At 75.0% G+C, this 25,855-nt stretch carries 22 protein-coding genes; 14 read left to right on the top strand and 8 right to left on the bottom strand.

The features are described from left to right. Nucleotides 1-3: 3 nt before the first annotated feature. Nucleotides 4-699, bottom strand: a complete 696-nt coding sequence (locus AB0F68_RS17955) for a DUF998 domain-containing protein (protein WP_357339161.1) — start codon at nt 697-699, stop codon at nt 4-6. A gap of 110 nt (nt 700-809) precedes the next feature. Beyond that, entirely contained in the window at nt 810-1,313 is a 504-nt protein-coding gene (locus AB0F68_RS17960; RefSeq protein WP_357339163.1) for a GNAT family N-acetyltransferase, read from the bottom strand. Nucleotides 1,314-1,362: 49 nt separating this feature from the next. On the opposite strand from AB0F68_RS17960, the gene AB0F68_RS17965 reads away from it, so the two are divergent. Further along, nucleotides 1,363-1,938 carry a TetR/AcrR family transcriptional regulator gene (locus AB0F68_RS17965; protein ID WP_357339165.1) on the top strand — a complete coding sequence of 192 codons (576 nt, stop codon included), beginning with the start codon at nt 1,363-1,365 and terminating at the stop codon, nt 1,936-1,938. Nucleotides 1,939-1,950: 12 nt separating this feature from the next. Here the strand turns inward: AB0F68_RS17965 and AB0F68_RS17970 are convergent, their stop codons facing one another. The 5 genes from AB0F68_RS17970 to AB0F68_RS17990 form a co-directional block, all read right to left on the bottom strand. Continuing rightward, complete coding sequence (locus AB0F68_RS17970) at nt 1,951-2,130, bottom strand: DUF6104 family protein (protein ID WP_089009804.1); 180 nt, start codon at nt 2,128-2,130, stop codon at nt 1,951-1,953. Nucleotides 2,131-2,218: 88 nt separating this feature from the next. Then, the gene (locus tag AB0F68_RS17975) at nt 2,219-5,953 is read right to left on the bottom strand and encodes a multifunctional oxoglutarate decarboxylase/oxoglutarate dehydrogenase thiamine pyrophosphate-binding subunit/dihydrolipoyllysine-residue succinyltransferase subunit (RefSeq protein WP_357339167.1); all 3,735 of its coding nucleotides are present in this window, start codon (nt 5,951-5,953) and stop codon (nt 2,219-2,221) included. 256 nt (nt 5,954-6,209) lie between these two features. Continuing rightward, nucleotides 6,210-7,034 carry an ABC transporter permease gene (locus AB0F68_RS17980; RefSeq protein WP_357339169.1) on the bottom strand — a complete coding sequence of 275 codons (825 nt, stop codon included), beginning with the start codon at nt 7,032-7,034 and terminating at the stop codon, nt 6,210-6,212. Beyond that, on the bottom strand, nt 7,031-7,969 hold the full coding sequence (locus AB0F68_RS17985; RefSeq protein ID WP_357339172.1) for an ATP-binding cassette domain-containing protein: 939 nt from the start codon (nt 7,967-7,969) through the stop codon (nt 7,031-7,033). The genes AB0F68_RS17980 and AB0F68_RS17985 overlap by 4 nt, the downstream gene beginning before the upstream one ends. A gap of 164 nt (nt 7,970-8,133) precedes the next feature. Beyond that, nucleotides 8,134-8,790 carry a hypothetical protein gene (locus tag AB0F68_RS17990; RefSeq protein WP_357339174.1) on the bottom strand — a complete coding sequence of 219 codons (657 nt, stop codon included), beginning with the start codon at nt 8,788-8,790 and terminating at the stop codon, nt 8,134-8,136. 172 nt (nt 8,791-8,962) lie between these two features. Here AB0F68_RS17990 and AB0F68_RS17995 point away from each other — a divergent pair, with 172 nt between their 5' ends. The 9 genes from AB0F68_RS17995 to AB0F68_RS18035 all read left to right on the top strand — a co-directional run bounded on the left by AB0F68_RS17995 (nt 8,963) and on the right by AB0F68_RS18035 (nt 18,110). Then, nucleotides 8,963-9,739 carry a GNAT family N-acyltransferase gene (locus AB0F68_RS17995; protein ID WP_357339176.1) on the top strand — a complete coding sequence of 259 codons (777 nt, stop codon included), beginning with the start codon at nt 8,963-8,965 and terminating at the stop codon, nt 9,737-9,739. After that, nucleotides 9,736-10,650 carry a lysophospholipid acyltransferase family protein gene (locus AB0F68_RS18000; RefSeq protein WP_357339178.1) on the top strand — a complete coding sequence of 305 codons (915 nt, stop codon included), beginning with the start codon at nt 9,736-9,738 and terminating at the stop codon, nt 10,648-10,650. The genes AB0F68_RS17995 and AB0F68_RS18000 overlap by 4 nt, the downstream gene beginning before the upstream one ends. Nucleotides 10,651-10,760: 110 nt before the next feature. Beyond that, on the top strand, nt 10,761-11,600 hold the full coding sequence (locus AB0F68_RS18005) for a DUF4097 family beta strand repeat-containing protein (protein WP_357339180.1): 840 nt from the start codon (nt 10,761-10,763) through the stop codon (nt 11,598-11,600). Further along, a complete protein-coding gene (locus AB0F68_RS18010) occupies nt 11,597-12,220 on the top strand; it encodes a PadR family transcriptional regulator (RefSeq protein ID WP_357339182.1) in 624 nt (207 codons plus the stop codon). Before AB0F68_RS18005 ends, AB0F68_RS18010 begins: the two co-directional genes overlap by 4 nt. 73 nt (nt 12,221-12,293) lie before the next feature. Next, entirely contained in the window at nt 12,294-12,995 is a 702-nt protein-coding gene (locus tag AB0F68_RS18015; protein ID WP_357339184.1) for a response regulator transcription factor, read from the top strand. Beyond that, complete coding sequence (locus tag AB0F68_RS18020; RefSeq protein WP_357339186.1) at nt 12,992-14,548, top strand: ATP-binding protein; 1,557 nt, start codon at nt 12,992-12,994, stop codon at nt 14,546-14,548. The genes AB0F68_RS18015 and AB0F68_RS18020 overlap by 4 nt, the downstream gene beginning before the upstream one ends. A 63-nt stretch (nt 14,549-14,611) precedes the next feature. Further along, entirely contained in the window at nt 14,612-16,123 is a 1,512-nt protein-coding gene (locus AB0F68_RS18025; protein ID WP_357339188.1) for a trypsin-like peptidase domain-containing protein, read from the top strand. Between the two features lie 133 nt (nt 16,124-16,256). Continuing rightward, complete coding sequence (locus AB0F68_RS18030) at nt 16,257-16,928, top strand: BON domain-containing protein (protein WP_357339190.1); 672 nt, start codon at nt 16,257-16,259, stop codon at nt 16,926-16,928. A 120-nt stretch (nt 16,929-17,048) separates the two neighbouring features. Further along, nucleotides 17,049-18,110: a glycosyltransferase family 4 protein gene (locus AB0F68_RS18035; RefSeq protein ID WP_357339332.1), complete on the top strand. Its 1,062-nt coding sequence runs from the start codon at nt 17,049-17,051 to the stop codon at nt 18,108-18,110. A 3-nt stretch (nt 18,111-18,113) separates the two neighbouring features. On the opposite strand, the gene AB0F68_RS18040 is transcribed toward AB0F68_RS18035, so the two are convergent. Beyond that, nucleotides 18,114-19,553 carry a serine/threonine-protein kinase gene (locus AB0F68_RS18040; RefSeq protein ID WP_357339192.1) on the bottom strand — a complete coding sequence of 480 codons (1,440 nt, stop codon included), beginning with the start codon at nt 19,551-19,553 and terminating at the stop codon, nt 18,114-18,116. 176 nt (nt 19,554-19,729) lie between these two features. On the opposite strand from AB0F68_RS18040, the gene AB0F68_RS18045 reads away from it, so the two are divergent. From AB0F68_RS18045 to AB0F68_RS18060, 4 genes are read left to right on the top strand one after another with little or no spacing between them, the layout of a single operon-like run. Continuing rightward, entirely contained in the window at nt 19,730-20,563 is an 834-nt protein-coding gene (locus tag AB0F68_RS18045; RefSeq protein WP_357339194.1) for a patatin-like phospholipase family protein, read from the top strand. Continuing rightward, nucleotides 20,563-21,585, top strand: a complete 1,023-nt coding sequence (locus AB0F68_RS18050) for a 1-acyl-sn-glycerol-3-phosphate acyltransferase (protein WP_357339196.1) — start codon at nt 20,563-20,565, stop codon at nt 21,583-21,585. Before AB0F68_RS18045 ends, AB0F68_RS18050 begins: the two co-directional genes overlap by 1 nt. A gap of 55 nt (nt 21,586-21,640) precedes the next feature. After that, the gene (gene cutA / locus AB0F68_RS18055; RefSeq protein WP_357339198.1) at nt 21,641-21,961 is read left to right on the top strand and encodes a divalent-cation tolerance protein CutA; all 321 of its coding nucleotides are present in this window, start codon (nt 21,641-21,643) and stop codon (nt 21,959-21,961) included. A gap of 47 nt (nt 21,962-22,008) precedes the next feature. Next, nucleotides 22,009-25,842 carry a hypothetical protein gene (locus AB0F68_RS18060; RefSeq protein WP_357339200.1) on the top strand — a complete coding sequence of 1,278 codons (3,834 nt, stop codon included), beginning with the start codon at nt 22,009-22,011 and terminating at the stop codon, nt 25,840-25,842. The last annotated feature ends 13 nt before the right edge of the window (nt 25,843-25,855 follow it).

The following is a 25,855-nucleotide window of genomic DNA, read 5'->3' on the forward strand; positions in this document are numbered from 1 at the left end:
ACCTCACGCTACAAGATCGCGGGACGCCTCGCCCGGGTCCTTGGACCCGTCACCGGCGGCCCGGAAGAGTGCGTCGCTCTTCGCCACCCAGGCCGCGCCGAAGGCGAAGACGGCGAGCGTCTCGCACCACAGCACCGGCTTGAGCGTGTGCCGCACCTCCGCCGGGAGCTGGGAGCCGGCCAGCGCGAGCACGATGGCCAGCAGGATCACCCCGCCGCAGATCCGGTAGAACCGGACCGCGGACCGGCGCGGCGGCACCCCGACGCGGTCCGGCCGGGTGAAGAGGACGAGGCAGAAGACGGCGAGGAGCACGAAGAGCGCCGCGGCGGCCACCTGGTGCACCACCCCGACGATCCGGTCGCCGGGGCCGACGGTGTGGGCCGGCGCGCCGACCGTGGTGGGGAAGAGCGCCACCAGGATCGCCAGCCCGCCGGCGACCGTGCCGAGCAGGTCGTCGGGCCAGCGGTACCGGTAGCTGATCAGGAACACCCCGATGGCGCAGAGCGCGCCGACGAAGACGTCCCGCAGTTCGGTGTGGTAGTAGCCGCTGAGCGAGTCGAGCAGGGTGAGCCGGCGGGCGACGATCGCGTGACCGACCACCAGCACCACGGGCAGCGCGATGCCGACGGATCCGACGCCGAGGCGCAGGTGGCGGACGGTCACGGCGTCCTGCGGTCGCCTGCGGGGCTCGGGATTCATCGCCGCCTCCCCGTCGTCGGGCGGCGGGTGGTCCGCCCGTGTCCTGGTCGGTTCTGCTCTCCAGTGGACGGGATGCGGCCGCCCGCGTCAACGGTCTGCCCGCCCCGGCGTCACCCGCCCGCCGGTGCCAGTTCCCGTTCGTAGACCTGCCCGGTCAGGTCCGTGCCGAAGCTGTGGTGCGGCTCCTCCTGGACCAGGCGGAAGCCGCGGGAGAGATAGATCCGGCGGGCGGCGACCAGCGGGTGGTTGGTCCAGAGGCGCATCCGGGCGTATCCCGCCCGCCGGGCGAAGGCGAGGCACTCGTCGACCAGCCGGCCGCCGAGAGACCGCCCCCGGGCCGCGGGATCGACCAGCAGGATCCGCAGCTGGGCGGTCTGCTCGTCGGCCGCGACGCAGAAGACGCAGCCGACCCGCTCCCCGTCGACCTCGGCGATCCAGGCGGCCTCCCGTGCCGGGTCGTGGCCGGCGGCGTAGTCGGCGACGATCCGCGCCACGAGCGCCTCGAAGCTGGTGTCCCAACCGAACTCTGCGGCGTACGTCTCGCCGTGGGCCTGCACCACCCAGCCGAGGTCACCGGGACGGCCCAGCGGACGAATGAGAACCTCCGCGCTCATCGGCACCCCTCCATTACTGAAACAGTCGTTTCAGTGGCAGAGTAGCGCCGTGAGCCAGAACGAGCGACCCGGGAGCGCCCGCCGCGACGAACTCCTGGAGCGGGCGTACGCGTACGCCCTCGCGCACGGGCTGGCCGAGCTGTCGCTGCGCCCGCTCGCCGCCGCCATCGGGTCCAGCCCCCGCGTGCTGCTCTTCCTCTTCGGCTCCAAGGACCAGCTCATCCGCGCCCTGCTCGGGCGGGCCCGGGCCGACGAGCTGGCCGCGCTCCGGCAGGCCCGGGAGGCGGGCGGCGTCGACGACTTCGCGGCGGCGGTGCGGACGACCTGGGGCTGGCTCGTGGATCCGGCGCACCGCCCGATGCTGGTCCTCTGGGTTCAGGCGTACGCCCGCTCGCTCAGCGAGGCGGACGGGCCGTGGGCGGGATTCGCCCGGCAGACGGTGGAGGACTGGCTCGGGTTGCTGGCCGAGGTCCATGGCGCGGCCGACAGCGGCGGCGAGGATCTGGCCCTCGACCTGGCGCTGCTGCGCGGCGCCCTGCTCGACCTGCTGGCCACCGGCGACGCCGAACGGACGACCGCGGTCGTCGAGCGCTACCTGGGCCTGCTCGGGGCGGCGGCCCGCTGAACCGGGCCGCGCCTACTCGTCGTCCTCGTCGTCCAGCCGGGCGAGCCAGGTGGCGAACCGCTCGATCGGGGTCTCGAACTCCGGGTTCAGGTCGACGAAGTCGCGCAGCCGCTCGCCCAGCCACTCCAGGCTGACCTGCTCGTCGCCCCGGCGTTCGACCAGCTCCTCGATGCCACGGTCGGTGAAGTACATGTGCGTCCTCTCGGCGGAGAAGGGCCACGCCACGAGGGGCAGCGGCCGTCGTGCGGTCGCTGCCCCTCGTGCTGGCGGTGCGGTCAGATCACCGGCGCGGAAGAGCCGCCTCGATCAGGGCGTTCTGCTCGACCTCGTGCATCTTCGCCGAGCCGACCGCCGGGGCGGCGGCGGCCGGGCGGGAGATGCGGCGCAGCCGGACCTCGGGCAGGTGCTCCAGCAGGTTGAGCGCGACGAACGACCAGGCGCCCTGGTTGGCCGGCTCTTCCTGGACCCAGGCGAAGTCCTCGGCGTTCGGGTACTGCGACAGGGCGGCCCGGACCTCCTCGACGGGCAGCGGGTAGAGCTGCTCCATGCGGAGGATCACGGTGTCGGTGACGCCCCGCTCCTGCCGGGCCTGGAACAGGTCGTAGTAGACCTTGCCCGAGCAGAGCAGCACCCGCTTCACCTGCTCCGGCGCCGGGGCGGCGGTGTCGGCCAGCACCGGCTGGAAGGTGCCCGTGGTGAAGTCCTCCACCTGCGACACGCAGAGCTTGTGCCGCAGCAGCGACTTCGGGGTGAACACCACCAGCGGCTTGCGCTTCGGCGACAGGGCCTGGCGGCGCAGCAGGTGGAAGTAGTTCGCCGGGGTGGTCGGGATGGCTACCCGCATGTTGTCCTCGGCGCAGAGCTGCAGGAAGCGCTCCGGGCGACCGGAGGTGTGGTCCGGGCCCTGGCCCTCGTGGCCGTGCGGCAGCAGCAGGGTGACGGCGGAGCGCTGGCCCCACTTCACCTCGCCCGAGGAGATGAACTCGTCGATCACCGACTGGGCGCCGTTGACGAAGTCACCGAACTGGGCCTCCCAGCAGACCAGCGCGTTGACGTTCTCCACCGAGTAGCCGTACTCGAAGCCCATGGCCGCGTATTCCGAGAGCAGCGAGTCGTGCACGAAGAAGCGGGACCGCTCGCCGTCGGCGGTGAGCGACTTCAACGGCAGGTAGTCGTCGCCGGTCTTCGCGTCGACCACCGACGCGTGCCGCTGGACGAAGGTGCCGCGGCGGGAGTCCTGCCCGGCGAGCCGGACGGTGACCCCGTCGTGCAGCAGCGCGCCGAACGCGATGATCTCGCCGAAGCCCCAGTCGATGGTGCCCTCGACGGACATCTTGCGCCGCCGCTCCAGCAGCTGCTGGATCCGCTTGTGCGGGGTGAAGCCCTCCGGCAGGTCGACGTGCGCCTCGCCGATCGCCTTGACCACGGCGACGTCGGTGGCGGTGTCGACCTGCGGCTCCGGCTCGTCCTCGCGGCGCGGGCGGCTGAGCTGGCGCGGCGTGGTGGCGGCGTCCCGGGTGGCCTTGAAGACCCGCTCCAGCTGCGACTGGTAGTCGCGCAGCAGCTCCTCCGCGTCCTCCACGGTGATGTCACCCCGCCCGATGAGCTCCTCGGTGTAGAGCTTCCGGACCGACCGCTTCGAGTCGATGATCTTGTACATCTGCGGGTTGGACATCGACGGGTCGTCGCCCTCGTTGTGCCCGCGCCGGCGGTAGCAGACCAGGTCGATCACGACGTCCTTGTTGAACGCCTGCCGGTACTCGAAGGCGAGCCGGGCCACCCGGACGACGGCCTCGGGGTCGTCGCCGTTGACGTGGAAGATCGGCGCCTGGATCATCCGGGCCACGTCGGTGCTGTAGAGGCTGGACCGGCTGTATTCCGGGGCGGTGGTGAAGCCGACCTGGTTGTTGACCACGACGTGCACGGTGCCGCCGGTGCGGTAGCCGCGCAGTTGGGACAGGTTGAGCGTCTCGGCGACCACGCCCTGGCCGGCGAAGGCGGCGTCACCGTGCACCGCCAGCGGCAGTACGGTGTAGCCCTCCAGCTTGAGGTCGATCCGGTCCTGCTTGGCCCGGACGATGCCCTCCAGCACCGGGTCCACGGCCTCCAGGTGCGACGGGTTCGCCACCACCGACACCTTGACCGCGTGGTCGCCGTCAGGCGTGGTGAACTTGCCGTTCTGGCCGAGGTGGTACTTCACGTCGCCCGAGCCCTGCGTGGAGCGCGGGTCGAGGTGCCCCTCGAACTCGGAGAAGATCTTCTCGTACGGCTTGCCGACGATGTTGGCCAGCACGTTGAGCCGGCCGCGGTGGGCCATGCCGATGACGACCTCGTCGAGGCCGCCCTCGGCGGAGCACTCCAGGACCTCGCCGAGCAGCGGGATCAGCGACTCGCCACCCTCCAGCGAGAAGCGCTTCTGCCCGACGTACTTGGTCTGCAGGAAGGTCTCGAACGCCTCGGCGGCGTTGAGCCGGTTGAGCACGTGCTTCTGCTCGTCCGCGGTGGGCTTCTCGTACTTGCGCTCGATCCGCTCCTGGATCCAGCGCCGCTCCTCCGGGTCCTGGATGTGCATGTACTCGATGCCGACCCGGCGGCAGTAGGAGTCGCGCAGCACGCCGAGGATCTCGCGCAGCTTCATCCGCTGCCGGCCGGCGAAGCCGTTTACCGGGAAGACCCGGTCCAGGTCCCACAGGGTCAGCCCGTGCTGGAGGACGTCCAGGTCCGGGTGCTTGCGGATCTTGAACTCGAGCGGGTCGGTGTCGGCCATCAGGTGGCCGCGCACCCGGTACGCGTGGATCAGCTCGTGCACCCGGGCGGTCTTGTTGATCTGACCCTCGGAGTCGACCGCCACGTCCCGCACCCAGCGGACCGGCTCGTAGGGGATGCGCAGCGAGGTGAAGATCTGGTCGTAGAAGCCGCGCTCACCGAGCAGCAGCTCGTGCATCACCTTGAGGAACTCGCCCGACTGGGCGCCCTGGATGATCCGGTGGTCGTAGGTGCTGGTCAGCGTGATGATCTTGCTGACCGCCAGCTCGGCCAGGGTCGCCTCGCTCATGCCCTGGTAGGGCGCCGGGTATTCCATGGCGCCGACGCCGATGATGGCGCTCTGGCCCTGCATGAGCCGCGGGATCGAGTGGACCGTGCCGATGCCGCCCGGGTTGGTCAGCGAGATCGTGGTGCCGGCGTAGTCCTCCATGGTCAGCTCGTTGCGGCGGGCGCGCCGGACCACGTCCTCGTACGCCTGCCAGAACTGCCGGAAGTCCATCTGCTCGCAGCCCTTGATGGAGGGCACCACCAGGTTGCGGGAGCCGTCCGGCTTGGCCAGGTCGATGGCGATGCCCAGGTTGACGTGCTCCGGGCGGACCACCGCCGGCTTGCCGTCGACCTCGGCGAAGGAGTTGTTCATCTCCGGGTGCTCGACCAGCGCCCGGACCATCGCGTAGCCGATCAGGTGGGTGAAGCTCACCTTGCCGCCGCGACCGCGGGCCAGGTGGTTGTTGATCACGATGCGGTTGTCCACCAGCAGCTTCGCCGGCACCGCGCGGACGCTGGTGGCGGTCGGCACGGCGAGCGAGGCGTCCATGTTCTGCACGATCTTGGCGGCGACGCCGCGCAGCGGCGTGGTGCCGGCGGCGCTCACGGTCGGCGCCTTGGCCGCCGGCTTGGCCGGGGCGGCCTTCTTCGCCGGGGGCTGCTCCGGCGCCTTCGCCGCCGGCTTGGCGGCCGGCTTGGCCGGGGCGGGCGCGGGCGCGGGCTTGGCGGCGGGCTCCTGGGTGACCGTGGCGACGGCCTCCTGCTGCTCGGCCGGCTCGGGACGAGCGGCCGGGGCGGCCTGGGCCTCGGGGCGCGGGGTGGCGGCGCCGGGCGCCGGCCGGTAGTCGGCGAAGAAATCGTGCCAGGCCGAGTCGACGCTCGAGGGGTCGGCGAGATAGCGCTGGTACATCTCCTCGACGATCCACTCGTTCGGGCCGAAACCCGCCAGTGGGTTCTCCTGCGAAGTCTGCTGGGTCGACACGGCCGCTAATCGCCTCTTTCACGCGGTTGTGAATGTCACGCGGTGGCTCCCGTGCCCGTTTCGCTACGCGCGGGAGACGGGTCCCAGGCTACGCCGTGCGATTGGCGCAGGCATTCTCGCCTCCGGCTGGTGGTCCGTTTCACAGAAGATGCCAGAAGTTCGGCAAACGCTGCGTGTCCCGTCCACTCCTGCTAGGCACGGACGGCCCCGGTCGGTGACGTGGAGTCACCGGCCGGGGCCGTGTCGGGCAGCCGACTCAGGAGATGTCGCGGCGGCGGATCGTGAGCACGCCGATCACGCCGGCCACCACGGCGTACCCGACCAGCACGGCGGCACCTGCCCAGCGCGGCGGGTTGCCGGGGATCTCGGCGCCGCTCACCATCAGCGACGACGCCAGCGACGGCACGAGGAGTTGGAGCTGGTTGATCCAGTCACCGAACTTCGCGGCCAGCAGGCCGATCGCGATGGCCGCGCCGATGGCGCCGCCCAGGTAGAGCAGGATGCCGGTCACCGTGGCGCCGATCTGGCTGCGGATCAGCACGCCGAGCCCGACGCCCAGCACCGACCAGAGCAGGTAGGCCAGCCCGTTGAGGGCCACCGCCCGCCACACCGCTCCGCTGCCCAGCTGGGCGCCGACGTCCGTCGCGCTCAGGATCAGCGGCGCGAAGATCAGGTTCAGCAGCGTGGTGCCCAGCCAGAAGAGCAGTGCCAGCGTCCCGGCGGCGGCCAGCTTGGCCAGCATCACCGCGGTGCGGTGCGGCGCGGTGAGGAAGGTGGTGGTCACCGTCTGGTGGAAGAACTCGCTGGTCACCACCACGATGCCGAGCAGCATCACGATGAGCAGCCCGAAGAACTGGCCGTTGGTGTAGAGGTTGGCGGCCAGGCTGTCGGCGCTGGAGACGGCCTGCACCTGGTCCGCCTGGTCGGCCGGCACCTCGCCCATGTTCCCGCTGGTCAGCGCCTCGGTCTGCAACCAGTTGAAGAGCAGCGCGAGGCCCCAGAGCGGCACGGTGATCAGCGCGAAGACCCACCAGGTGTTGGTGGTACGGATCTTGAGCAGCTCGGATCGGACCAGGTTCATCGGATCTCCGCCTTTCCGGCCGTCAGCTCCAGGAAGACACCTTCCAGGTCGGGGCGTTCGGCGGTCAGCTCGTGCAGCTCCACCTTGGCGGCGAGCGCCACCCGGCCGACCGTCGGCGCGTCCGCCCCGGTCACCAGCAGCGCGCCGTGCCCGTCGGCGTTGACCGTGGCGGCCTGCTCGCGCAGCGCCGCGGTCAGCTCGTCGGCCTGCGGGGTGCGCACCCGCACCCGGGCGCCGTGCGTCATCGAGCCGATCACCTGCTCGACCGGTCCCTGCCGGACCAGCTTGCCGGCCGCGATGATCACCACGTCGTCGGCGAGCAACTGCATCTCGGAGAGCAGGTGACTGGAGACCAGCACCGTGCGCCCCTCGGTGGCCAGTCCCTTGAGGAAGCCGCGCATCCAGCGGATCCCCTCCGGGTCCAGGCCGTTGGCCGGCTCGTCGAGGATCAGCACCCGCGGGTCGCCGAGCATGGCCGCGGCGATCCCGAGCCGCTGCTTCATGCCGAGCGAGTAGCCCTTGAACTTGCGCTTCGCGGCCGGGGTCAGCCCGACCAGGGCGAGCGCCTCGTCGGCACGCTGGCGGGGCAGGCCCGCCGCCGCGCAGATCACCCGCAAGTGGTTGATCCCGGTGCGGCCCTTGTGCGCGCTGGACGCCTCCAGCACCGCCCCGACCGTGCGCAGCGGGTCGGGCAGGTCGGCGTACCTGTGGCCGCCGATGGTGGCCTCGCCCGCGTTGGGCGTGACCAGGTTGAGCAGCATGCGCAGGGTGGTCGTCTTGCCGGCGCCGTTCGGGCCGAGGAAACCGGTGACCCGGCCCGGCTCGACGGTGAAGGACAGGTTGTCCACCGCCCGGACGTTCTTGTATTCCTTCGTCAGTCCGGACACCACGATCTGGCCGGTCCCGGCGTTGGGGCTCCACTGCCCGTCGGACATCGTTCTCCTCTCATGCCACGGCGGGCTTCAGGGCGCGCCGGTGGGGCGCCGTTGCGGGGGCGCCGAGCACAGCCTTCCAACCCCGCGCAAGGGGGTCAATCAAGCGGGATGCGTACACCCTCCTCCCCCGGGGGCAGGAGCGGATCATCCCCAGGGAGGAGAGGTCAGGCCGGCGGCAGCGCGATCCAGGTGGCCCGCGCCTGGCCGAGCAGCGTGCCGTCCGGACCGTAGAGAGTGGAGTGCACCTCGGCCTTGCGTCCGGCGCCGCCGACCCTCGCCCCGGTCACCACGCACTCGTCGCCCGGCTGCGGCAGCGCGGTGACCTGCGCGGCGATCCGGCCCAGGACGTACGGGCGGCCGGGCGCGATCACCGCCCAGCCGCCGGGACAGTCCAGCGCTGCCCAGACGGTCGCCGGCACCACCTCGGCCGGGGCGCGGAACGGCGCGGCGCTCCGCCCGTCCGGCAGCCGGCCCGGGAAGATCCGCAGCCCCGCCGGGTTCGCCGGCCCGCAGACGTAGCAGCCGGGGAAGGGGTGGTCCACCAGGCCCGGGTACGCCTTCGCGGCGGCCTCGGCCGTCGCCCGGTCCACCGGCGGGACCACGGCGCGGACCGGCTCGACCCGGCGTACCTGGGCGATCACCTGGCCGTCCGGGTCGCGGACCTCGCCGTCGACCGCGGTCAGCGGGGTCTCCAGCGGGGGCGGCTTGCGCAGGGTGACCTCCACCGGCCCCCGGTCGTCCAGCGCGGCGGCGAAGATCCCGGCGCTCCAGCCGCCGTTGCCCGAACCGTCCGGTCCGTGGAAACGGGACTCGATGATCATGTGGCACCTCCGGTTCGACCGCCTGCCCCGGCGCCGGGGCCCGGCCGGCAGCCTCGCACGCCGGCGCCGGCCCGCCGCGGGTGAGGGGGCGTTCCGCAGCGCCCACCGGCGTTCACCGGATCGACACCCCTCATCCCCGGCGCCGGCACCCGGGCCCCTTACACAGATATCCATGGCCGTTCTGCACGCCGCTGGCGCACCCCTCACGACCAGCGGATACACCCTGCTGATCGCCGACGACCCGACGCTGGTCGCGGCCGCGCAACGCCTGCGTCACGAGGTGTTCGCCAGCGAACTCGGCGCCACCCTGCACCCGGGGGCCGCCGGGCTCGACGCCGACGAGTTCGACGCCCACTGCGATCACCTGGTCGTGCTGCGGGAGGGCACCGACGAGGTGGTCGGCACCTACCGGCTGCTGCCGCCCGGACGCACCGACCGCCGGTACGCCGACGGCGAGTTCGACCTGACTCCGCTGGCCCCGCTCCGCGACGACCTGGTCGAGGCGGGCCGGTCCTGCGTGCACCCGGACCACCGCTCCGGCGCCGTGATCAACCTGATGTGGGCCGGGATCAGCCGCTACCTGCACCTGCGCGGCTCCCGGTGGCTGGGCGGCTGCGCCTCGGTGCCGGTGGCCGACGGCGGGATCGCCGTGGCCGAGGTCTGGTCCCAGGTCATCGCGGGCCACCTCGCCCCGCCACCACTGCGGGTGACACCCCGCCGCCCCTGGTTCGCCGAGGCTCCGGCCACCGCCGGGGTGAGGTTGTCGCCCGCCGAGCGCCGCGCGCTGGTCCCGCCGCTGCTCCGCGGCTACCTGCGGCTGGGCGCCTGGGTCTGCGGGGAGCCGGCGTACGACCCGGACTTCGCGTGCGCCGACTTCTATGTGCTGTTCTCGCTGGACCGGATGAACCCGCGCCACCTGAGGCACTTCCTCGGCGAGGCGGCGTCGTGACCGGCGACGGGCTGTGGCGCCCCGCCTCGGGCTGCGGGCCGGGCTGCCTGCCGGAAGCCACCGCGCCGGACGTGTCGCTGCCGCGCCGGGTGGGGCGGCTGCTCGGCGTACTCGGGATGCTGCTGGCCGGGGTCGGCCTGGCCGCGCTGCTGCCGCTCCTGCCGGCCCGCGACCGGCGGGCCGCGCTGCGCGGCTGGGCACGGGGGACGCTGCGTGCCCTCGGCGTGCGGCTGATGGTCCGGGGCCGGCTGCCCCGCCCGCGGGCGCTGCTGGTCGCCAACCACCTCTCGTGGCTGGACGTCCTCGCGGTGCTCGCGGTCTCCCCGGCCCGGATGCTGGCCAAGCGGGAGGTCCGCGACTGGCCCGTGGTGGGCGCGTTGGCCGCCGCGGCCGGGACGGTCTTCGTGGACCGGTCCCGGCCGCGCGACCTGCCGGCCACGGTCGGGCGGGTGGCCGCCGCGCTGCGCGCCGGGCACTCGGTGGCGGTGTTCCCGGAGGGCACGACCTGGTGCGGCGCGGCGGCCGGCTGCCGGCCCGGCCGGGGCTTCCGGCCGGCCATGTTCCAGGCCGCGGTGGACGCCGGCGCGCCGGTCGTGCCGCTGCGGCTCGGCTACCGGTACGCCGGCGACCCGAGCACCCTGCCGGCCTTCCTCGGTGAGGAGACGCTCTGGGAATCGGTCCGTCGGGTGCTGTCCGCCCGGGACCTGACCGTGGCCGTGACCGTGGCCGCCGCGCTGCACCCGGCCACCGGGGCGGACCGCCGGATGCTGGCCCGGGCGGCCGAGTCGGCGACCCACCTGACCCCGGTGCGGGCGCCCGCGCGGCGCAGCACGGCGACCGGCGTGCGGATCGTCCGGCCGGTGGCGCCGCTGCCCGTCGGGGCGGAGGCCGGGCTGGACCTGGTGGCCTGACGCGTTCGCGACACAGTCGCGACAGTCTTGTTCAGTCGCGATGTATCGCGTTATGATTCTCCCGTCACTCGACGCGCCGCCGACCGGCGCGTCACCGAGGGGAGGACGCCATGACCACCTGGATGGTCGACAGCCCGCAACGGCTGACCCTGGACGAGCCGGTCACCCGGCTGGACGTCCGACTCATCAGCGGCCGGCTCAACGTGGTCGGCACCGACGGACCGGCCCGGGTGGACGTCACCCGGGTCAGCAGCCGGCCGGTCCGCGTCGAGCTGCGCGACGGTCGGCTCAGCGTCGGCCACGAGCGGCCGCCCCGCTGGCCGGGAGTGCTCTGGTGGCTCGGCCAGCTCGGCCGCCGGTTCCGGGCCGAGGTCTCCATCGCCGTCCCCGCCCACGTGCTGGCCGACCTGCAACTGGTGGACGGCTCACTGGTCGTCTCCGGCCTGCGCCGGGAGACCCGGGTCGACGTCACCTCCGGCCAGGTCACCCTCATGGGGCTGCGCGGTAACACCTCCGCGAAGGTCACCTCCGGTCCGGTGGAGGCGCTCGGCGTCGGCGGCGACCTCAACCTGGAGACGGTCTCCGGCGAGCTGATCCTCGCCGACAGCGCGCCCGAGCGGGTGCGCGCCCACGCCGTCTCCGGATCGATCACCTGCGACCTGGACAACCCGCGGGGCAGCGAGATCCGGCTCAGCGCCATCTCCGGCAGCATCACCGTCCGGGTCCGCGAGGACAGCGACCTCACCGTCCACCTGCACACCACCTCCGGCCGGATCACCAGCGGCTTCCCGCAGGTCTGCGGCGGCCAGCACGGCTTCGGCGCGGTGCAGGACAGCCACGGGGTGCTCGGCGGGGGCGCCGGTAAGCTGTGGGCGTCCGCGACCTCCGGCAGCATCGCGCTGCTCGCCCGTCCCGTCGAGGACGCCGACGACCTGGAGGAGCTGCCGTGACCGCCGTGTTCAGTCACGGGCGGCTCCGGCTCTACCTGCTCAAGCTGCTCGACGACGGGCCGAAGCACGGCTACGAGCTGATCCGCCTGCTGGAGGACCGCTTCCTCGGCCTCTACGCGCCCAGCGCCGGCACCATCTACCCCCGGCTGCAGCGGCTGGAGGTGGAGGGGCTGGTCAGCCACACCGCCGCCGGCGGCCGCAAGGTCTACGAGATCACCGAAGCCGGCCGCGCCGAGCTGCGGCAGCGCGCCGACGAGCTGGCCACCCTGGAATCGGACATCACCGCCTCCGTCGAGGACCTCTCCGCGCTGGCCGGCGAGATCCGCACCGAGGTACGCGGCTCGGTGCGGGACCTGAAGCGGGAACTGCGCGAGGCGGCCCGGCAGACCCGCCAGGCCCGCTGGGCGCCCCCGCCAGCGACGACCCGACCGCCGAGCAACGGCGCCCCCCGCCCGACCGCCGAGTCGCCCCTGCTCGCCGAGTTCGACCAGCGGCTGGCCGCGTTCACCGTGGAGGTCGGCGCGCTGGTGCGGGCCGGCCGGCTCACCGACACCCAGCTCCGTACGGCCATCCGCCTGCTCGACGGGGCGCTGGAGGGGCTGCGCCGACTGCTCCGCTAGGGGGCGGCGGCTCACAGGTTGTTTCCAGGGTCCACCCAGCGCAGGCGCAGCCGGAGCGCGGATGATGGGTGCCATGGTGGCTACCCAGACCGAGGCCCGACTGCTCGTCGTCGAGGACGATCCCAACATCCTCGAGCTGCTCTCCGCGAGCCTGCGCTTCGCCGGATTCGACGTCGCCACCGCGACCAGCGGCAGCGCGGCGATCAACGCCGCCAAGGACCACCGTCCCGACCTGGTCGTGCTCGACGTGATGCTGCCCGACCTGGACGGCTTCGAGGTCATCCGGATGCTCCGCGAGGGTGGCACGCGTACCCCGGTGGTCTTCCTGACCGCCCGGGACGCCACCGACGACAAGATCCGCGGGCTGACCCTGGGCGGCGACGACTACGTCACCAAGCCGTTCAGCCTTGAGGAGCTGACCGCCCGGATCCGGGCCGTGCTGCGGCGCACCGCCACCGGCGAGCAGGCCCCCTCCCGGCTCACCTTCGCCGACCTGGAGCTGGACGAGGAGACGCACGAGGTGCACCGGGCCGGCCAGCGGGTGCAGCTGTCGCCCACCGAGTTCAAGCTGCTGCGCTACCTGATGCTCAACGCCAACCGGGTGCTCTCCAAGGCGCAGATCCTCGATCACGTCTGGAACTACGACTTCCGCGGCGACGACAACATCGTCGAGTCCTACATCTCCTACCTACGGCGCAAGGTCGACAACACCCAGCCCCGGCTGATCCACACCCTGCGCGGGGTCGGGTACGTGCTGCGCAAGCCGGCGGCGTGAGCGCCGTCGACGACGCGAAGGGCTGGCTGCGCAGCGTCCCGCTGCGGGTGAAGCTGGTCACCTCGGTGCTCGCGCTGGTCGCCGTGGCCCTGGTGGTGATCAGCGGGCTGACCGCGTTCCTGCTCCGCGACTATCTCATCGGTCAGGTGGACGACCAGCTCCGCGGCGGCGCGACCAACGTGGCCCGGTCGCTGGACCAGGCCGGCGGCAACCCGGTCAAGATCAATATCCCCTCGGACTACGTAGCCGCCCAGGCGGCGCCCGGCCAGCCGGTGGAAACACCCACCCGCTACACCGGCCTCCGGGACGAGGAGCTGCCGCCCTTCCCCGCCGACTTCGCCGGCTACCAGGAGCAGGTGGGTGAGCCGTTCACGGTCCGCTCGATGGACGGCCGGACCCGGTGGCGGATGCTCTACACCGACCTGCCCGACGGCCGGGTCATCGCCTTCGGGCAGCACCTCACCGCCGTCGACCAGTCGGTCGGGCAGCTCGTCTGGATCGACCTGCTGGTGGGTGGGGCGGTCCTGATCATCCTGGCCTCGGTCGGCGCGGGCATCGTGCGGACCAGCCTCAAGCCCCTCGTGGAGATCGAGCGGACCGCGGCGGCCATCGCCGGCGGCGACCTGACCCGGCGGGTGCCCGACCCGGAGGAGGGGCGGGCCTGCCCCACCTCCGAGCTGGGCCGGCTCTCGCGGGCGCTGAACGCCATGCTCGCCCAGATCGAAGCGGCGTTCACCGCGCGGGCCGCCTCCGAGGCGGCGGCGCGCAGCGCCGAGGTGAGCGCCCGGGACGCCGCCGCGGCGGCGCAGGCGTCCGAGGCACGGGCCCGCCGCTCCGAGGAGCGGATGCGGCAGTTCATCGCGGACGCCTCGCACGAGCTGCGTACCCCGCTGACCACCATCCGGGGCTTCGCCGAGCTCTACCGCCAGGGCGCGGCCCGGGAGCCGGAGCAGACCGCCGGCCTGCTGCGCCGGATCGAGGACGAGGCGTCCCGGATGGGGCTGCTGGTCGAGGACCTGCTGCTGCTCGCCCGGATGGACCGGGAGCGGCCGATCGCGCTGGCCCCGGTCGAGCTGCCGGTGCTCGCCTCGGACACGGTCCAGGCGGCGCGGGCGGTCGAGCCGGACCGGGCGATCACGCTGGAGATCGAGCCGGGCGCCGGTCCGCTGGTGGTGCTCGGCGACGACGCCCGGCTGCGCCAGGTGATCGGCAACCTGATGACCAACGCGCTCACCCACACCCCGGCGGACGCCGCGGTGACCCTGCGGCTGCGGGCGGAGCCGGGGAACCTGGCCGTGGTGGAGGTGGCGGACACCGGTCCCGGCCTCACACCGGAGCAGGCCGAACGGGTCTTCGAGCGGTTCTACCGGGTGGACGCGGCGCGTACCCGGCGGGCCGGCGGGCCGACCAGCACCGGGCTCGGGCTGGCCATCGTCGCCGCGCTGGTCGCCGCGCACCACGGCACCGTCGAGGTGGCCGAGACGCCGGGCGGCGGGGCCACCTTCCGGGTGAAGCTGCCGCTGCTGCCCGAGGCGCCCGAGCCCGGCGAGTGACTTTCAGAAAACATTCAGGCGCGTTCCAGGCTGGTCGCAGTGCCAGGGGAGAAGGTAGGAGTCATGACCGACCACGAAACCGATCCGCAGCGGTCGCCGGCCCCCGCCGACGCCGAGCCGTCGCTCCCGACCGCCGAGCTGCCCCGCGCCGAGAGCGGGCAGACGGAGCCCACCGTCACCCCGGCCGCCGCGCCGGTTCCGGCCGACTCCCCGGCCGCCGGAACCGCCGTCCCGGCCCCCGCCGGCCACGCCGAGCCGCAGGCCCCGCCCGCCAGCCCGTACGCGCCGCCGGCCACCACGCCGTACCCGGTCTCCGGGCAGCCGCAGCAGCCGCAGCAGCCGCACCCCTGGTACGGGGGCCAGCAGCAGGGCGGCTGGGCGCACCAGGGCGGCGCCGGCTACCCGCAGGCCGGCGGGCCGGTCCCGCCGTACCAGGCGCACCAGACGTACCCGCAGCAGCACCCGCACCAGGTCCACCAGGCCGGGCAGCCGGTCCCGCCGTGGGGCCCGCAGCAGCCGGCGCGGCCCAGCCGGGCCGGCCGGTTCATCGGCGCGGGCGCCCTCGCGCTGGCCCTGATGCTCGGCTCCGGCGTGGCGGGCGGCGCGCTCGCCCTCGCCCTCGACGGCGACGGGACCGTCACCCGCACCTACTCGGCCGCTCCCGTGCTCAACAGCGCGGACCTGCCGAAGATCGCGGCCGCCGTCCAGGACAGCATCGTCACGATCATGACGGACAGCGGTGAGGGCTCCGGGGTGATCCTCAGCGCCGACGGCTACGTGCTGACCAACAACCACGTGGTCGCCTCCGCCAGCGGCGACACGGTGAAGGTCGTCTTCGCCGACGGCAAGACCGCCCAGGCGAAGATCGTCGGCACCGACCCGAAGACCGACCTGGGCGTGGTCAAGGCCAGCGGGGTGAGCAACCTCAAGGCGGCCAAGTTCGGCGACAGCGACGGCATGCAGGTCGGCGACCAGGTGCTCGCCCTGGGCAGCCCGCTCGGCCTGCAGGGTTCGGTCACGGCCGGCATCCTCAGCGCCCGCGACCGGACCATCCAGGCCGGCGAGGGCGGCCAGCAGCAGAACCCGCAGCAGGCCGCCAGCTCGATCTCCGGCCTGCTCCAGACCGACGCCCCGATCAACCCGGGCAACTCCGGCGGCGCGCTGGTCAACACCCGGGGCGAGGTGATCGGCATCAACACCGCCATCGCCACCGCCGGCCAGGGCAGCAACGGCAACATCGGGGTGGGCTTCGCCATCCCGAGCAACAAGGCCAAGGACGTCGCCGAGAAGCTCCAGCGCGGCGAGAAGGTCAGCCACCCGTCCCTAGGGGTCAGCGTGACCGGCGCGGAGGACGGCGGCGCGCTGGTCTCCGACGTGGTCGCGGGCAGCGCGGCCGAGAAGGCCGGGCTCCAGCGCGGCGATGTGATCACCAAGTTCGGCGACAAGGTGATCAACGACTCCAACGATCTCGTCGGCGCCGTGCAGGCCGGCAAGGTCGGGGACCGGGTCGAGGTCCAGTACAAGCGAAACGGTTCGAGCGAGACGGCAACCGTGACGCTCGCCGAGACGTCATAACCGAAGACCTGCCTCCTCCACGGGCGGCGGGTGACGGAGCCAAGGGGGTTGGTTCCGTCACCCGCCGCCCATTTTCCGTCCCCACCCGGTCCGGGTGAGGACGGCTCACCCCGTCCGGCGGCACCCTCGGGGCATGACGACCACCTCCGCCGTCCGTTCCGACCAGGACATCCAGCGGGACGTGCTCGCCGAGCTGGACTGGGACGCGCAGACCCGGCCGACCGAGATCGGGGTGACCGTCGCCGAGGGCGTGGTCACGCTGACCGGCCAGGTCGACAGCTACGCCCGGCGCTGGGCCGCCGAGCGCTGCGCGCACCGGGTCCGCGGCGTCCGCGCCGTCGCCAGCGACCTGGAGGTGCGGCTGCCGGCGACCGAGGAGCGCACCGACGCCGACATCGCGATCGCGGCCAGCCGGGCCCTGGAGTGGGACAGCTTCGTCCCCGCCGAGCGGCTGGACGTGACCGTCGCCGACGGCTGGGTCATGCTCCGCGGCGAGGTGGAGTACGGCTTCCAGCGCCGCACCGCCGAGCGGGAGCTGCGCCGGCTGCGCGGCGTACGCGGGGTGACCAACCTGGTCGAGGTGCGCCCGCCCATCCCGCCCAGCGACGAGCAGAACCGCCGCGACCTGCAACGGGTGCTGCTCCGGCGGACCGGCACCGAACGCATCGAGGTGCGGGTCAGCGGGGACACCGTGCTGCTCGACGGGGTGGTCCGCTCGTGGTGGCAGCGGGAGGAGGCCGAACGGGCGGCCTGGGCCACGCCGGGCGTGCGGGAGGTGCACGACCGGATCCTGGTGGCCGGTTGAGGCACCGTTTACCGCCCGGAGCGTCGGGAAACCGCCGACGCCGGGGGACATCGGGGAGGACTCGTGGCCGTGAACCAGCCGTCGTCGGACCGCCCGCGGGCCGGGCCCGTGCGGATCGCCATGGTGGTCCCGCCCTGGCTGTCCGTGCCGCCGGCCGGCTACGGCGGCCTGGAGCACCTGGTGGCCGGGCTGGTGGACGCCCTGGTCGACCGCGGGCACGCGGTGACCCTGTTCGGCGCCGGCCAGGAGAACGGCACCGCCGGCGACTTCGTCTCCACCTGCGCGGACCTGCAGTACGCCCGGCTCGGTGAGTCGCTGCCCGAGCTGGCCCACCTGGCCCACGTCAACCGGCTGGTCGACCCGGCCGACTTCGACCTGGTGCACGACCACACCACGATCGGCCCGCTGCTCGCCGGCCGCCGCCGGGTGCCCACCGTGGCCACCGTGCACGGCAACCCGGTGGGCGAGTACGGCACCGTGCTCAGCAACACCGACGAGGGGGTGGGCCTGGTGGCGATCTCGCACGCCCAGCGCCGGGCCAACCCGGGCCTGCCCTGGGTGGGCACGGTGCACAACGCGATGGCGCTGCGGGAGGTCCCGCGCAAGCGCAACCCGGGCCGCGGGCCGGTGCTCTGGCTGGCCCGGTTCAGCCCGGACAAGGGCCCCGACGTCGCGATCCGCGCCTGCCGGGCGGCCGGCCTGTCGCTCACACTGGCCGGCAAGTGCAACGAGCCCGCCGAGCGGCGCTATTTCGAGCAGGTGGTCGAGCCGCTGCTGGAGGAGGACGTCACCGTGGTGCTCAACGCCGACCGGGAGGCCACCCAGCGGCTGCTGTTCGACGCCCGCTGCCTGATCATGCCGATCCAGTGGGCGGAGCCGTTCGGCATGGTGATGGTGGAGGCGATGGCGACCGGCACGCCGGTGGTGGCGCTGCGCCGGGGCGCCGTGCCGGAGCTGGTCCGGGACGGGGTCACCGGGTTCGTCCGCGACCGCGCGGAGGAGCTGCCGGCGGCGCTGCGCGAGGCGTCCCGTCTCGACCCGGGCGACTGCATCATGCACGTCGCGGAACACTTCTCGGTCGACCGGATGGCCGTCGGCTACGAGTCGGTGTACCGGAGCTTCCTGGCCGACCGGGCCGACCTGGCGGGGCAGCGCGAGCCCGCCCGGCCGGTCACCCGCTGACCGTCAGGTGCGTCCCGTCGCCAGTTCCGCGGCGGCGGCGTCGAGCTGCCGGGCGTACCCGGGGCTGATGCTGCCCTCGCGCTGCCGGTCGGCGATCTTCCCGCGGAGCCGGTCCACGGCGGCGGTCAGCGCGCCGTCGCCGGTCGCTGCGGTGGCGTTGCGCAGCAGGTTGCGCAGGTCCACGCCGACGTCGCCGCGGATCTGGCCGTCCGCCAGCCCGGCCTCGATCAGCCCCTCCACCCGGTGCGCCGCCTCGACCAGGCCGGTGCCGGCCGGCGGGGTCGGCGCGGCGGTCGCCGGCCGGCGGGTGGGGCCGGCCGGCGGCGAGGTGGCCGGCGTGCCGTGGCTCGGCGCCGTGGACGGCGCCAGCACGGGCCCGGCGGTCGGCGACACCCGCGGCGGCCCCTCGTCGTCGGGCACCAGGGCGGGCACCAGCAGCGCGGCGCCCGCGACCACCACCACGCCGACCGCCACCAGGGGCAGCGCCCGGCGGCGCCGGGACGCCCCGGCCGGGCCGGGCGCGGGGTCCGCGGGCGGGGCCGGCGCCGGGGTGGGCAGGGCCGGCAGGGTCACGGTCGGGGCCAGCATGGTGGCGGCCTGCGGGTCGGCGGGCAGCAACTGGTCGCGGAGCACCGCCGCCACCTGGTGCGCAGTGGGCCGCCGCCGCGGGTCGCGGGCCAGGCAGCGCAGGCAGATCTCCGCGACCGGCGCGGGCAGCCCGGGTACGCCGTCCAGCGTGGGCGCGGCACCCTCGGCCAGCGCCGCGCTGAGCTGCTCCCAGGTGTCCGCCGGGTACGGCGGCTGCCCGGTCAGCGTCTCGAAGAGCAGCACCCCCAGCGAGTAGACGTCGGTGGCCGGCTGGGCCGGCGACCCGTCCAGCCGCTCCGGCGCCACGTACGCCGGGGTGCCGAAGGTGCCGCCGTCCTCGTCCTCGTCCGGCGCGCCGACCCGGGTGGCGATGCCGAAGTCGAGCACCTTGGCGCCGACCCGGGTCATCATCACGTTGGCCGGGGTGATGTCGCGGTGCACGATGCCCAGCCGGTGCGCGGCGGCCACCGCCTCGGCCACCTGCGCGCCCGTCTCCACCGCCGCCGGCCAGGGCAGCGGCCCCTCGGTGAGGCGGTGCTCCAGCTCCTCGCCGCTGAGCAGCTCCATTACCACGAACGAGGTGATCGACCCGTCCGGCGCCACCGTCTCGCCGTAGTCGTGCACGGCGGTGACGTGCGGGTGGACGAGCTGGGCGGCGGAGCGGGCCTCCTCGCGCACCATGTCGCGGAACCGGGCGTCGGCGGCGAGTGAGGGAGCGAGCACCTTGACCGCCACCACCCGGTCGAGCACCTCGTCGCGGGCCCGCCAGATCACCGACATGCCGCCGGCCCCGATCTGGTCGATGAGCCGGTACCTGCGGGCCAGCAGCCGGCCGGCGTGCAGCGTCGCCTTCACATCGCACCTGCCTGGGCTTGGGAGCGGTATCAGGTTGCGCGAATGTGTCCGGCGTGTCAACGGGTGTCCGTTCCCTGATCGCGTCCCGCGCCGGGCCGGTCGCGCCTGGTGACCGGCACGGCCGGCCGGGAACGGCTCCGAGGGCGGGTTGCGCGGCGCGTGCCAGGATGAACGGCATGGCAGGCGGTCCGGTGGCGTTCGTGCTCGGCGGCGGGGGAGTGCTCGGCGCGGTCGAGGTGGGCATGCTCCGCGCCCTGTTCCGGGCCCGGATCAAGCCCGACATGGTGCTCGGCACCTCCATCGGCGCGGTCAACGGCGCCCTGGTCGCCGCCGACCCGAGCGAGGCGGTCACCGACCGGCTGGTCCGGCTCTGGGCATCGCCGGAGGCGAGCGAGGTGTACGGCGACTCGGTCGCCCGGCAGCTGCGCCGCTTCGCGGCGCGTACCCACCTGCACTCGCCCCGGCCGCTGCGCCGGCTGCTGGAGAGCGAACTGGGCGCGGACACCACCTTCGCCGACCTGAAGGTGCCGTTCCGCTGCTGCGCGGCGAACATCGAGCGTGCCGCCGAGCACTGGTTCCACAGCGGACCGGTGGTGCCGGCGGTGCTCGCCTCCGCCTCGGTGCCCGGGCTGCTGCCGCCGGCCCAGATCGACGGGCTGCACTACATCGACGGCGGGGTGGTCAACTCGATCCCGGTCGGGGAGGCCGTCGTGGCCGGCGCGACGCAGATCTTCGTGCTCCAGGTGGGCCGGATCGAGCGCGAGCTGAGCCCGCCCCGCCGGCCCTGGGAGATCGCCCAGGTGGCGTTCGAGATCGCCCGCCGGCACCGGTTCGCCCGGGAGATGGCGGCGCTGCCGGAGGGGGTGGCGGTGCACGTGCTGCCGACCGGCGGCCTCGATCCGCGTGACGACAGCCCGTGGGCGTACCGGGACATGGCGGCGGTGGGGCGGCGGATCAGCCGGGCGTACACCGCCTCGCGCCGCTACCTGGACACCGCGCTGGAGCGCTGATGCCACTGCCGCCGCGGTGGTTACGCCGGATGCTGCTCGCGCCCGGCGTGGTGCTGCTCGCCGTCATCGTGGTGACCACCCTGCCGGCCTGGGCGCTGCTGGCCCTGGCCGCGTCGCCGCTCGTGCCGGGGCGGCTGCGCCCGCTGCGGCTGCTCTGGATCGGCACCGTCTACCTGGTCTGGGACGCGGCCGCGCTGCTCGCCCTCTTCGTGCTCTGGCTGGCCTCGGGCTTCGGCGCGCACAAGCGGTCGCCGGCCTTCCAACGGGCCCACTACGTGCTCGCCGGCCACTTCCTGCGGGTGCTGTTCTGGCAGGCCCGGTGGACGCTGCGGCTGCGCATCGACGTGGTGGGCACCGACCCGGACACCGCGCTGCCCGGCCGCCCCGAGCTGGTGCTCTGCCGGCACGCCGGGCCGGGCGACTCGTTCATCCTGATCCACGCGCTGGTCAACTGGTTCCACCGGGAGCCGCGGATCGTGCTCAAGGAGACCCTCCAGTGGGACCCGGCGATCGACGTCCTGCTCAACCGCCTGCCCAACCGGTTCATCGCGCCGGGCCCGGACGGGCGGGAGTCGGCGATCCGGCAGGTCGGCCACCTCGCCACCGGCCTGGACGACGACGACGCGTTCGTGATCTTTCCGGAGGGCGGCAACTTCACCCCGAAGCGCCGGCTGCGGGCCATCGCCCGGCTGCGCGCCCTCGGCCTGGAGCGGATGGCGCTGCGTGCCGAACGCATGCGGCACGTGCTCGCCCCGCAGCCGGGCGGGCTGCTCGCCGCCCTCGACGCCGCCCCGGACGCCGGGGTGATCTTCGTGGCGCACACCGGGCTGGACCAGATGGTCACCGTCGCCGACGTGTGGCGCGAGCTGCCGATGGACAAGCGGATCGTGATGCGGTTCTGGTCGGTCCCGCCCGAGGAGGTGCCGGTCGGGAGGCAGGAGCGCATCGACTGGCTGTTCGACTGGTGGGCCCGCATCGACCGGTGGATCGCCGCCAACCGGGACGGGGCGACCGCCGACTGAGACCGGTACGGTGCGCGTGCAGCGGACCGGCCGGAGCGCCACGTAGGGTGCGCTGGTGGAGCAGATCTGCGTGGTGACGACGGTGGTGGACGCCCGCGCCGTCGCGGACGTGCTGGCGGCCGCGGCCGTCGCCGGCCGGCTGGCGGCGTGCGCCCAGGTCGGCGGGCAGGTGGACAGCACCTACTGGTGGCAGTCGGCGATCCAGACCACGGCCGAGTGGTCGGTCCAGCTCAAGACCGCGCCGGACCGGGTGGACGCGCTGGTCGACCAGATCCGCGCCAACCACCCGTACGAGGTGCCGGAGATTCTGGTCACCCGGGTGGAGAGCGGCAACCCGGACTACGCGGCCTGGGTGCACGACCACACCCGCCCCTAGGTACGCCTACTCTGTCCGCCCGCCCGGCCGGTCACGATGCTGGCGGGGTGGAGAACACCGGCTACCCCTGCCCCGGCTGCGGCGCTCCCGCCGACCTCGCCTCCGGCTGTCCCGGTTGCGGCCGGCCCCCGTACCCGCCGGCCGCCGAGGTGGTCGGGCTGGACCGGGAGATCGCCGGGCTGACCCCGCGGGTCGAGGCGGCCCGGGTCGCGTACCAGGAGCTGGCCGGGCGGCTGTCCACGGCCCGGCAGCGGCGGGCTGAGCTGGCCGCCCGGATCCGCCTGGAGATCCCGGCGCCGCGCCCGGTCGTGCCCGCCCCGCCGGTGCGCCCGCAGCCGGCCCCCGCACCGGTACGCCCCGGCGGCGCGGAGACCTCCACCCGCGCCGTGCAGGGCCTGCTCTTCGTCCTCGGTGGACTGCTGCTCGGCACCGCGGCGGTGGTCTTCACCGCGGTCGCCTGGGCCGCGTTCGGGGTCACCGGGCGGGCGCTGATCCTGCTCGCCGTCACCGCCCTGGCGCTCGCCGCGCCGCTGGTGGCCCGGGCGCGCGGGCTGCGCGGCACCGCCGAGACGTTCGCCGCGGTGGGCCTGCTCCTGGTGCTCCTCGACGGGTACGCCGCCTGGTCGGTGGACCTGTTCGGGGTGGCCGGCTGGCCGGGCAGCCGGTACACCGCGCTGGTCGGTGGGATCGGCGCGGCGGTCGCGGCCGGGTACGCGCGGCTGAGCCGGCTGACCGTGCCCTGGTTCGCGGCGCTGCTGACCGCCCAGCCGGTGCTGCCCCTGGCCGCGGCGGCCGCCGAGCCGTCCGCCGCCGGCTGGGCGCTGGTCCTGACCACGCTGGCACTGGGCGACCTCGTGGTGGTGGTCGCCCTGGGCGGCCGGGCCGGGCCGGCCGGCGGCGTCCCGGCGCCGGTGGGGACCGGTGGGGTCGGGTTGGCCGGCGGGGGGCCGGTTCAGCCCGACCCGGGGGCGCGGATCGGGGGAGCGGCGGCCGGCGGGGGGCCGGCCGCCGCACCGTCGCCCGGCGCGACCGCGCCGCTCCCGGCCGGGGCGTCGCCGGCCCGGCGCGCCGGATGGGTGCTCGGCTGGGTCGGGCACGGCGTCGCGCTGGCCCTGGCGGCCGGCTGCGCGCTGGTGCCGCTGGTCCTCGGGCGCGCGGCCGGCACCCCGTTGCTGGCCGGCGGTCCGCTGCTGGTGGTGGCGCTCGCCCTGGTCGCCGGGGCGCTGGCGGCGGGCGGCCGGACCTACCGGGTCGTCACCGGCGGGCTGCTGGTGGTGGTGCTCGCCGCCGCGCTGATCCGGCCGGTCGCCGCGCTGCGGCCCGGGTTGCTGCTGCTGGCGGCGGGGCTGGTGCTGGTCGCGCTGGCCGGCGCGGTCCGGGCGCTGCCGGCGGGGCCGCGGACCGGCCCCCGGCTCGGCGCCCTCCTGGTGGCCGCCGGCCTGGGTCAGGTCGTCACCGTCCTCACCGGGCTGATCGCCGCCGGCACCGCGGCCGCCGCGTTCCCGGCCTGGCAGGGCGGGCGGGCCGCGCCGGTCCCGTCCTGGGGATGGCAGCTCCCGGTGGCCGTGCTGCTCACCGCGGGGGCGGTTGCCCTGCTCGCGCCCCGGGCCGCCCGGCCGCTGGTCGGGGTGGTCGGCGGCGCGCTGGCCGTGCTGGCCGCGCCGGCCGTGGTGGCCACCCCGTGGCCGCTGGTGCTGGTCGCCGACCTGGCCGCGGCCACCGTGCTGCTGCTCGCGGTGGTCGCCCGGCCGCGCCCCCGGTACCCGACCGTGGTGGGCGCCGCGCTCACCGCGGCCGGCCTGCTCGGGCACGCCCTGCTGGTCGCCTGCGCCGCGCCGGCCGGCGCGGTCGCCACGCTCGCCGTCCTGGCCGCGCTCGGCACGACCGTGGCGGCGCGGGGCCGCCGGGGCCGGGGCGCGCAGCCGGTCATCGCCGGGGTGGCGCTGGCCGTGGCGCTGCTCGCCGTGCCGGCGGTGGTGGCCGTCGCGCTGTTCGGCCTCGGCGCGCCGCCCTGGTGGCAGCTCCGCGGCGCGGCCGTCGCCGTCGGGGTGCCGGTGGTCGCCGTCCTCGCCGTCCGCCGCCACTGGCCCGACCTGCACGGGTACGCCTCGACCGGCCTCGCCGTGGCGCTCGCGGCGGTCGGCCTCGGGCCGCTGGTCGTACCGGGCGCGGAACCGGTGGCGCTCTACGCCGCCGTCGGGGCGCTGCTGGCGCTGGCTGCCGGGGGCGGCGCCCGACCCGGTCCCGCCCCGCGGGCGGTGGGCGCCGCGCTGACCGGCCTGGCGTTGGTGGCCGCCGCCCCGGTCGCGCTGGCGGTGCTGCTGGACCTGCCCGTCCGGCCCTGGTCCGGGGTGCCCGCCGTCGAGCCCGCGCCGGCGGCGGCCCGCCCCGGTCTGGTGCTGCTGCTGCTCGGGGTGGCCGCGGCGGCGTACGCCCGGATCGCGACGGCGCCGGGTCGCGGCGCGGCGTCGGACGCGCCGAGCGGGAGCCCCCGGAGCGGCGGCCGCTGGCTGCCCGCGCTGGCCGCGCTGCCGTTCGGCGCGGTGGCCCTGCCGATGCTGCTGGCGGCGGCCGGCGCGCCCTGGCCGGTGGTGCCCGCCCTGGTCTTCGGGACCGGGGTGGCCGCGCTGCTGCTGGCCGCGCTGGCCGGTCCGCGCCCGGCGGCGCTGCCGGTCCTGCTGCCGCTGGGGCTCGCCCTCACGGCCCTCGGGCTGGGCGGCCTCCTCGCCACCCGGGCCGGGACACTGGCCGGGCTGGGGGTGCTGGTCGTCGCGGCGGCCGTGGCGGGGGCGGCCGGGCGGCCGGCCGAGGTCCGGCTGGTCGGCTGGCTGGGCGCCGTGGCGGCGGCCACGGGCTTCGCGTTCACCGCGGCGCTGGCCGGCGGGCTGCCGCTGCGTACCGCCGGGTTCGCGGTGCTGGCCGTCGCGGTGGTGACCCTGCACGCGGCGCCGGCGCTGCGCGCCCGGACCGCCGACGCGCCCGGCGCGGCTGGGGTGCGGCCGACCGGTCCGGAAGGCGCCGGTGATTCCGCCGGTCCGGCGGGTGCGGGTGATTCGGCCGGTCCGGCGGGTGCAGGTGATTCGGCCGGCCCGGCGGGTGCCGGTGATTCGGCCGGTCCGGCGGGTGCCGGTGATGGGATCGGTCCGGCGGGCGCGGCTGATGCTGCCGGTCCGGCCCGGGCGGGCGATGCGACCCGTCCGGATCGCATGAGCGCGGCGACCGCGGCGGTGGCGCTGGAGGCGGCGGCGCAGGCGGTGGCCCTGCTGGCGCTGCTGCTCACCGGCGGCGCGCTGCGGCACGCGGCGGCGGTCTGCGTGCTGTGGGGCGTGGCCGTGGCGGTCCGGGTGCTGCGCCGGGACGAGACGCCGGCCCGGCGGTGGGGCCTCGCCGCGGTCGCCGGCGGCAGCGAGCTGCTCGGCGGCTGGCTGCTGCTGGCCGCCGGTGGGGTGGCGGTGCTGGAGGCGTACACCCTGCCGGCCGCGGCGCTCGCCCTCGGCGCGGGCCTGCTCGCGCTGCGGTCCCGCCCTGGGCTGAACAGTTGGCTGGCGCTCGGCCCGGGGCTCGGCGCGGCGCTGCTGCCCAGCCTGGTCTCGGTGCTGGCCGCGCCGGACCCGCAGCCGGCCCGCCGGCTGGCCCTCGGCCTGGCGGCGCTCGGCGCGGTGCTCGGCGGGGCGGTCCGGCGCTGGCAGGCGCCGGTCCTGCTGGGCGCGGCGACCCTGGTCCCGCTGGCCCTGCACGAGCTGGCCCGGGGCTGGGACCTGCTGCCCCGCTGGATCTTCCTGGGCCTGGGCGGCCTGGCGCTGATCGCCCTCGCCGCCACCTACGAGCGGCGCCGCCGGGACCTGGACCGGCTCCGGGCCGCGGTGGGCCGGATGGGGTAGGGCTAGCACCACC

The sequence above is a fragment of the Micromonospora sp. NPDC023966 genome, assembly GCF_040639095.1.
Lineage (GTDB): Bacteria > Actinomycetota > Actinomycetes > Mycobacteriales > Micromonosporaceae > Micromonospora.

Coding starts and splice junctions, on each gene's coding strand:
- AB0F68_RS17955 (WP_357339161.1), bottom strand. CDS start 699: ATGAATCCCGAGCCCCGCAGGCGACCGCAGGACGCCGTGACCGTCCGC.
- AB0F68_RS17960 (WP_357339163.1), bottom strand. CDS start 1,313: ATGAGCGCGGAGGTTCTCATTCGTCCGCTGGGCCGTCCCGGTGACCTC.
- AB0F68_RS17970 (WP_089009804.1), bottom strand. CDS start 2,130: ATGTACTTCACCGACCGTGGCATCGAGGAGCTGGTCGAACGCCGGGGC.
- AB0F68_RS17980 (WP_357339169.1), bottom strand. CDS start 7,034: ATGAACCTGGTCCGATCCGAGCTGCTCAAGATCCGTACCACCAACACC.
- AB0F68_RS17985 (WP_357339172.1), bottom strand. CDS start 7,969: ATGTCCGACGGGCAGTGGAGCCCCAACGCCGGGACCGGCCAGATCGTG.
- AB0F68_RS17990 (WP_357339174.1), bottom strand. CDS start 8,790: ATGATCATCGAGTCCCGTTTCCACGGACCGGACGGTTCGGGCAACGGC.
- AB0F68_RS17995 (WP_357339176.1), top strand. CDS start 8,963: ATGGCCGTTCTGCACGCCGCTGGCGCACCCCTCACGACCAGCGGATAC.
- AB0F68_RS18005 (WP_357339180.1), top strand. CDS start 10,761: ATGACCACCTGGATGGTCGACAGCCCGCAACGGCTGACCCTGGACGAG.
- AB0F68_RS18015 (WP_357339184.1), top strand. CDS start 12,294: ATGGTGGCTACCCAGACCGAGGCCCGACTGCTCGTCGTCGAGGACGAT.
- AB0F68_RS18025 (WP_357339188.1), top strand. CDS start 14,612: ATGACCGACCACGAAACCGATCCGCAGCGGTCGCCGGCCCCCGCCGAC.
- AB0F68_RS18030 (WP_357339190.1), top strand. CDS start 16,257: ATGACGACCACCTCCGCCGTCCGTTCCGACCAGGACATCCAGCGGGAC.
- AB0F68_RS18035 (WP_357339332.1), top strand. CDS start 17,049: ATGGTGGTCCCGCCCTGGCTGTCCGTGCCGCCGGCCGGCTACGGCGGC.
- AB0F68_RS18045 (WP_357339194.1), top strand. CDS start 19,730: ATGGCAGGCGGTCCGGTGGCGTTCGTGCTCGGCGGCGGGGGAGTGCTC.
- AB0F68_RS18050 (WP_357339196.1), top strand. CDS start 20,563: ATGCCACTGCCGCCGCGGTGGTTACGCCGGATGCTGCTCGCGCCCGGC.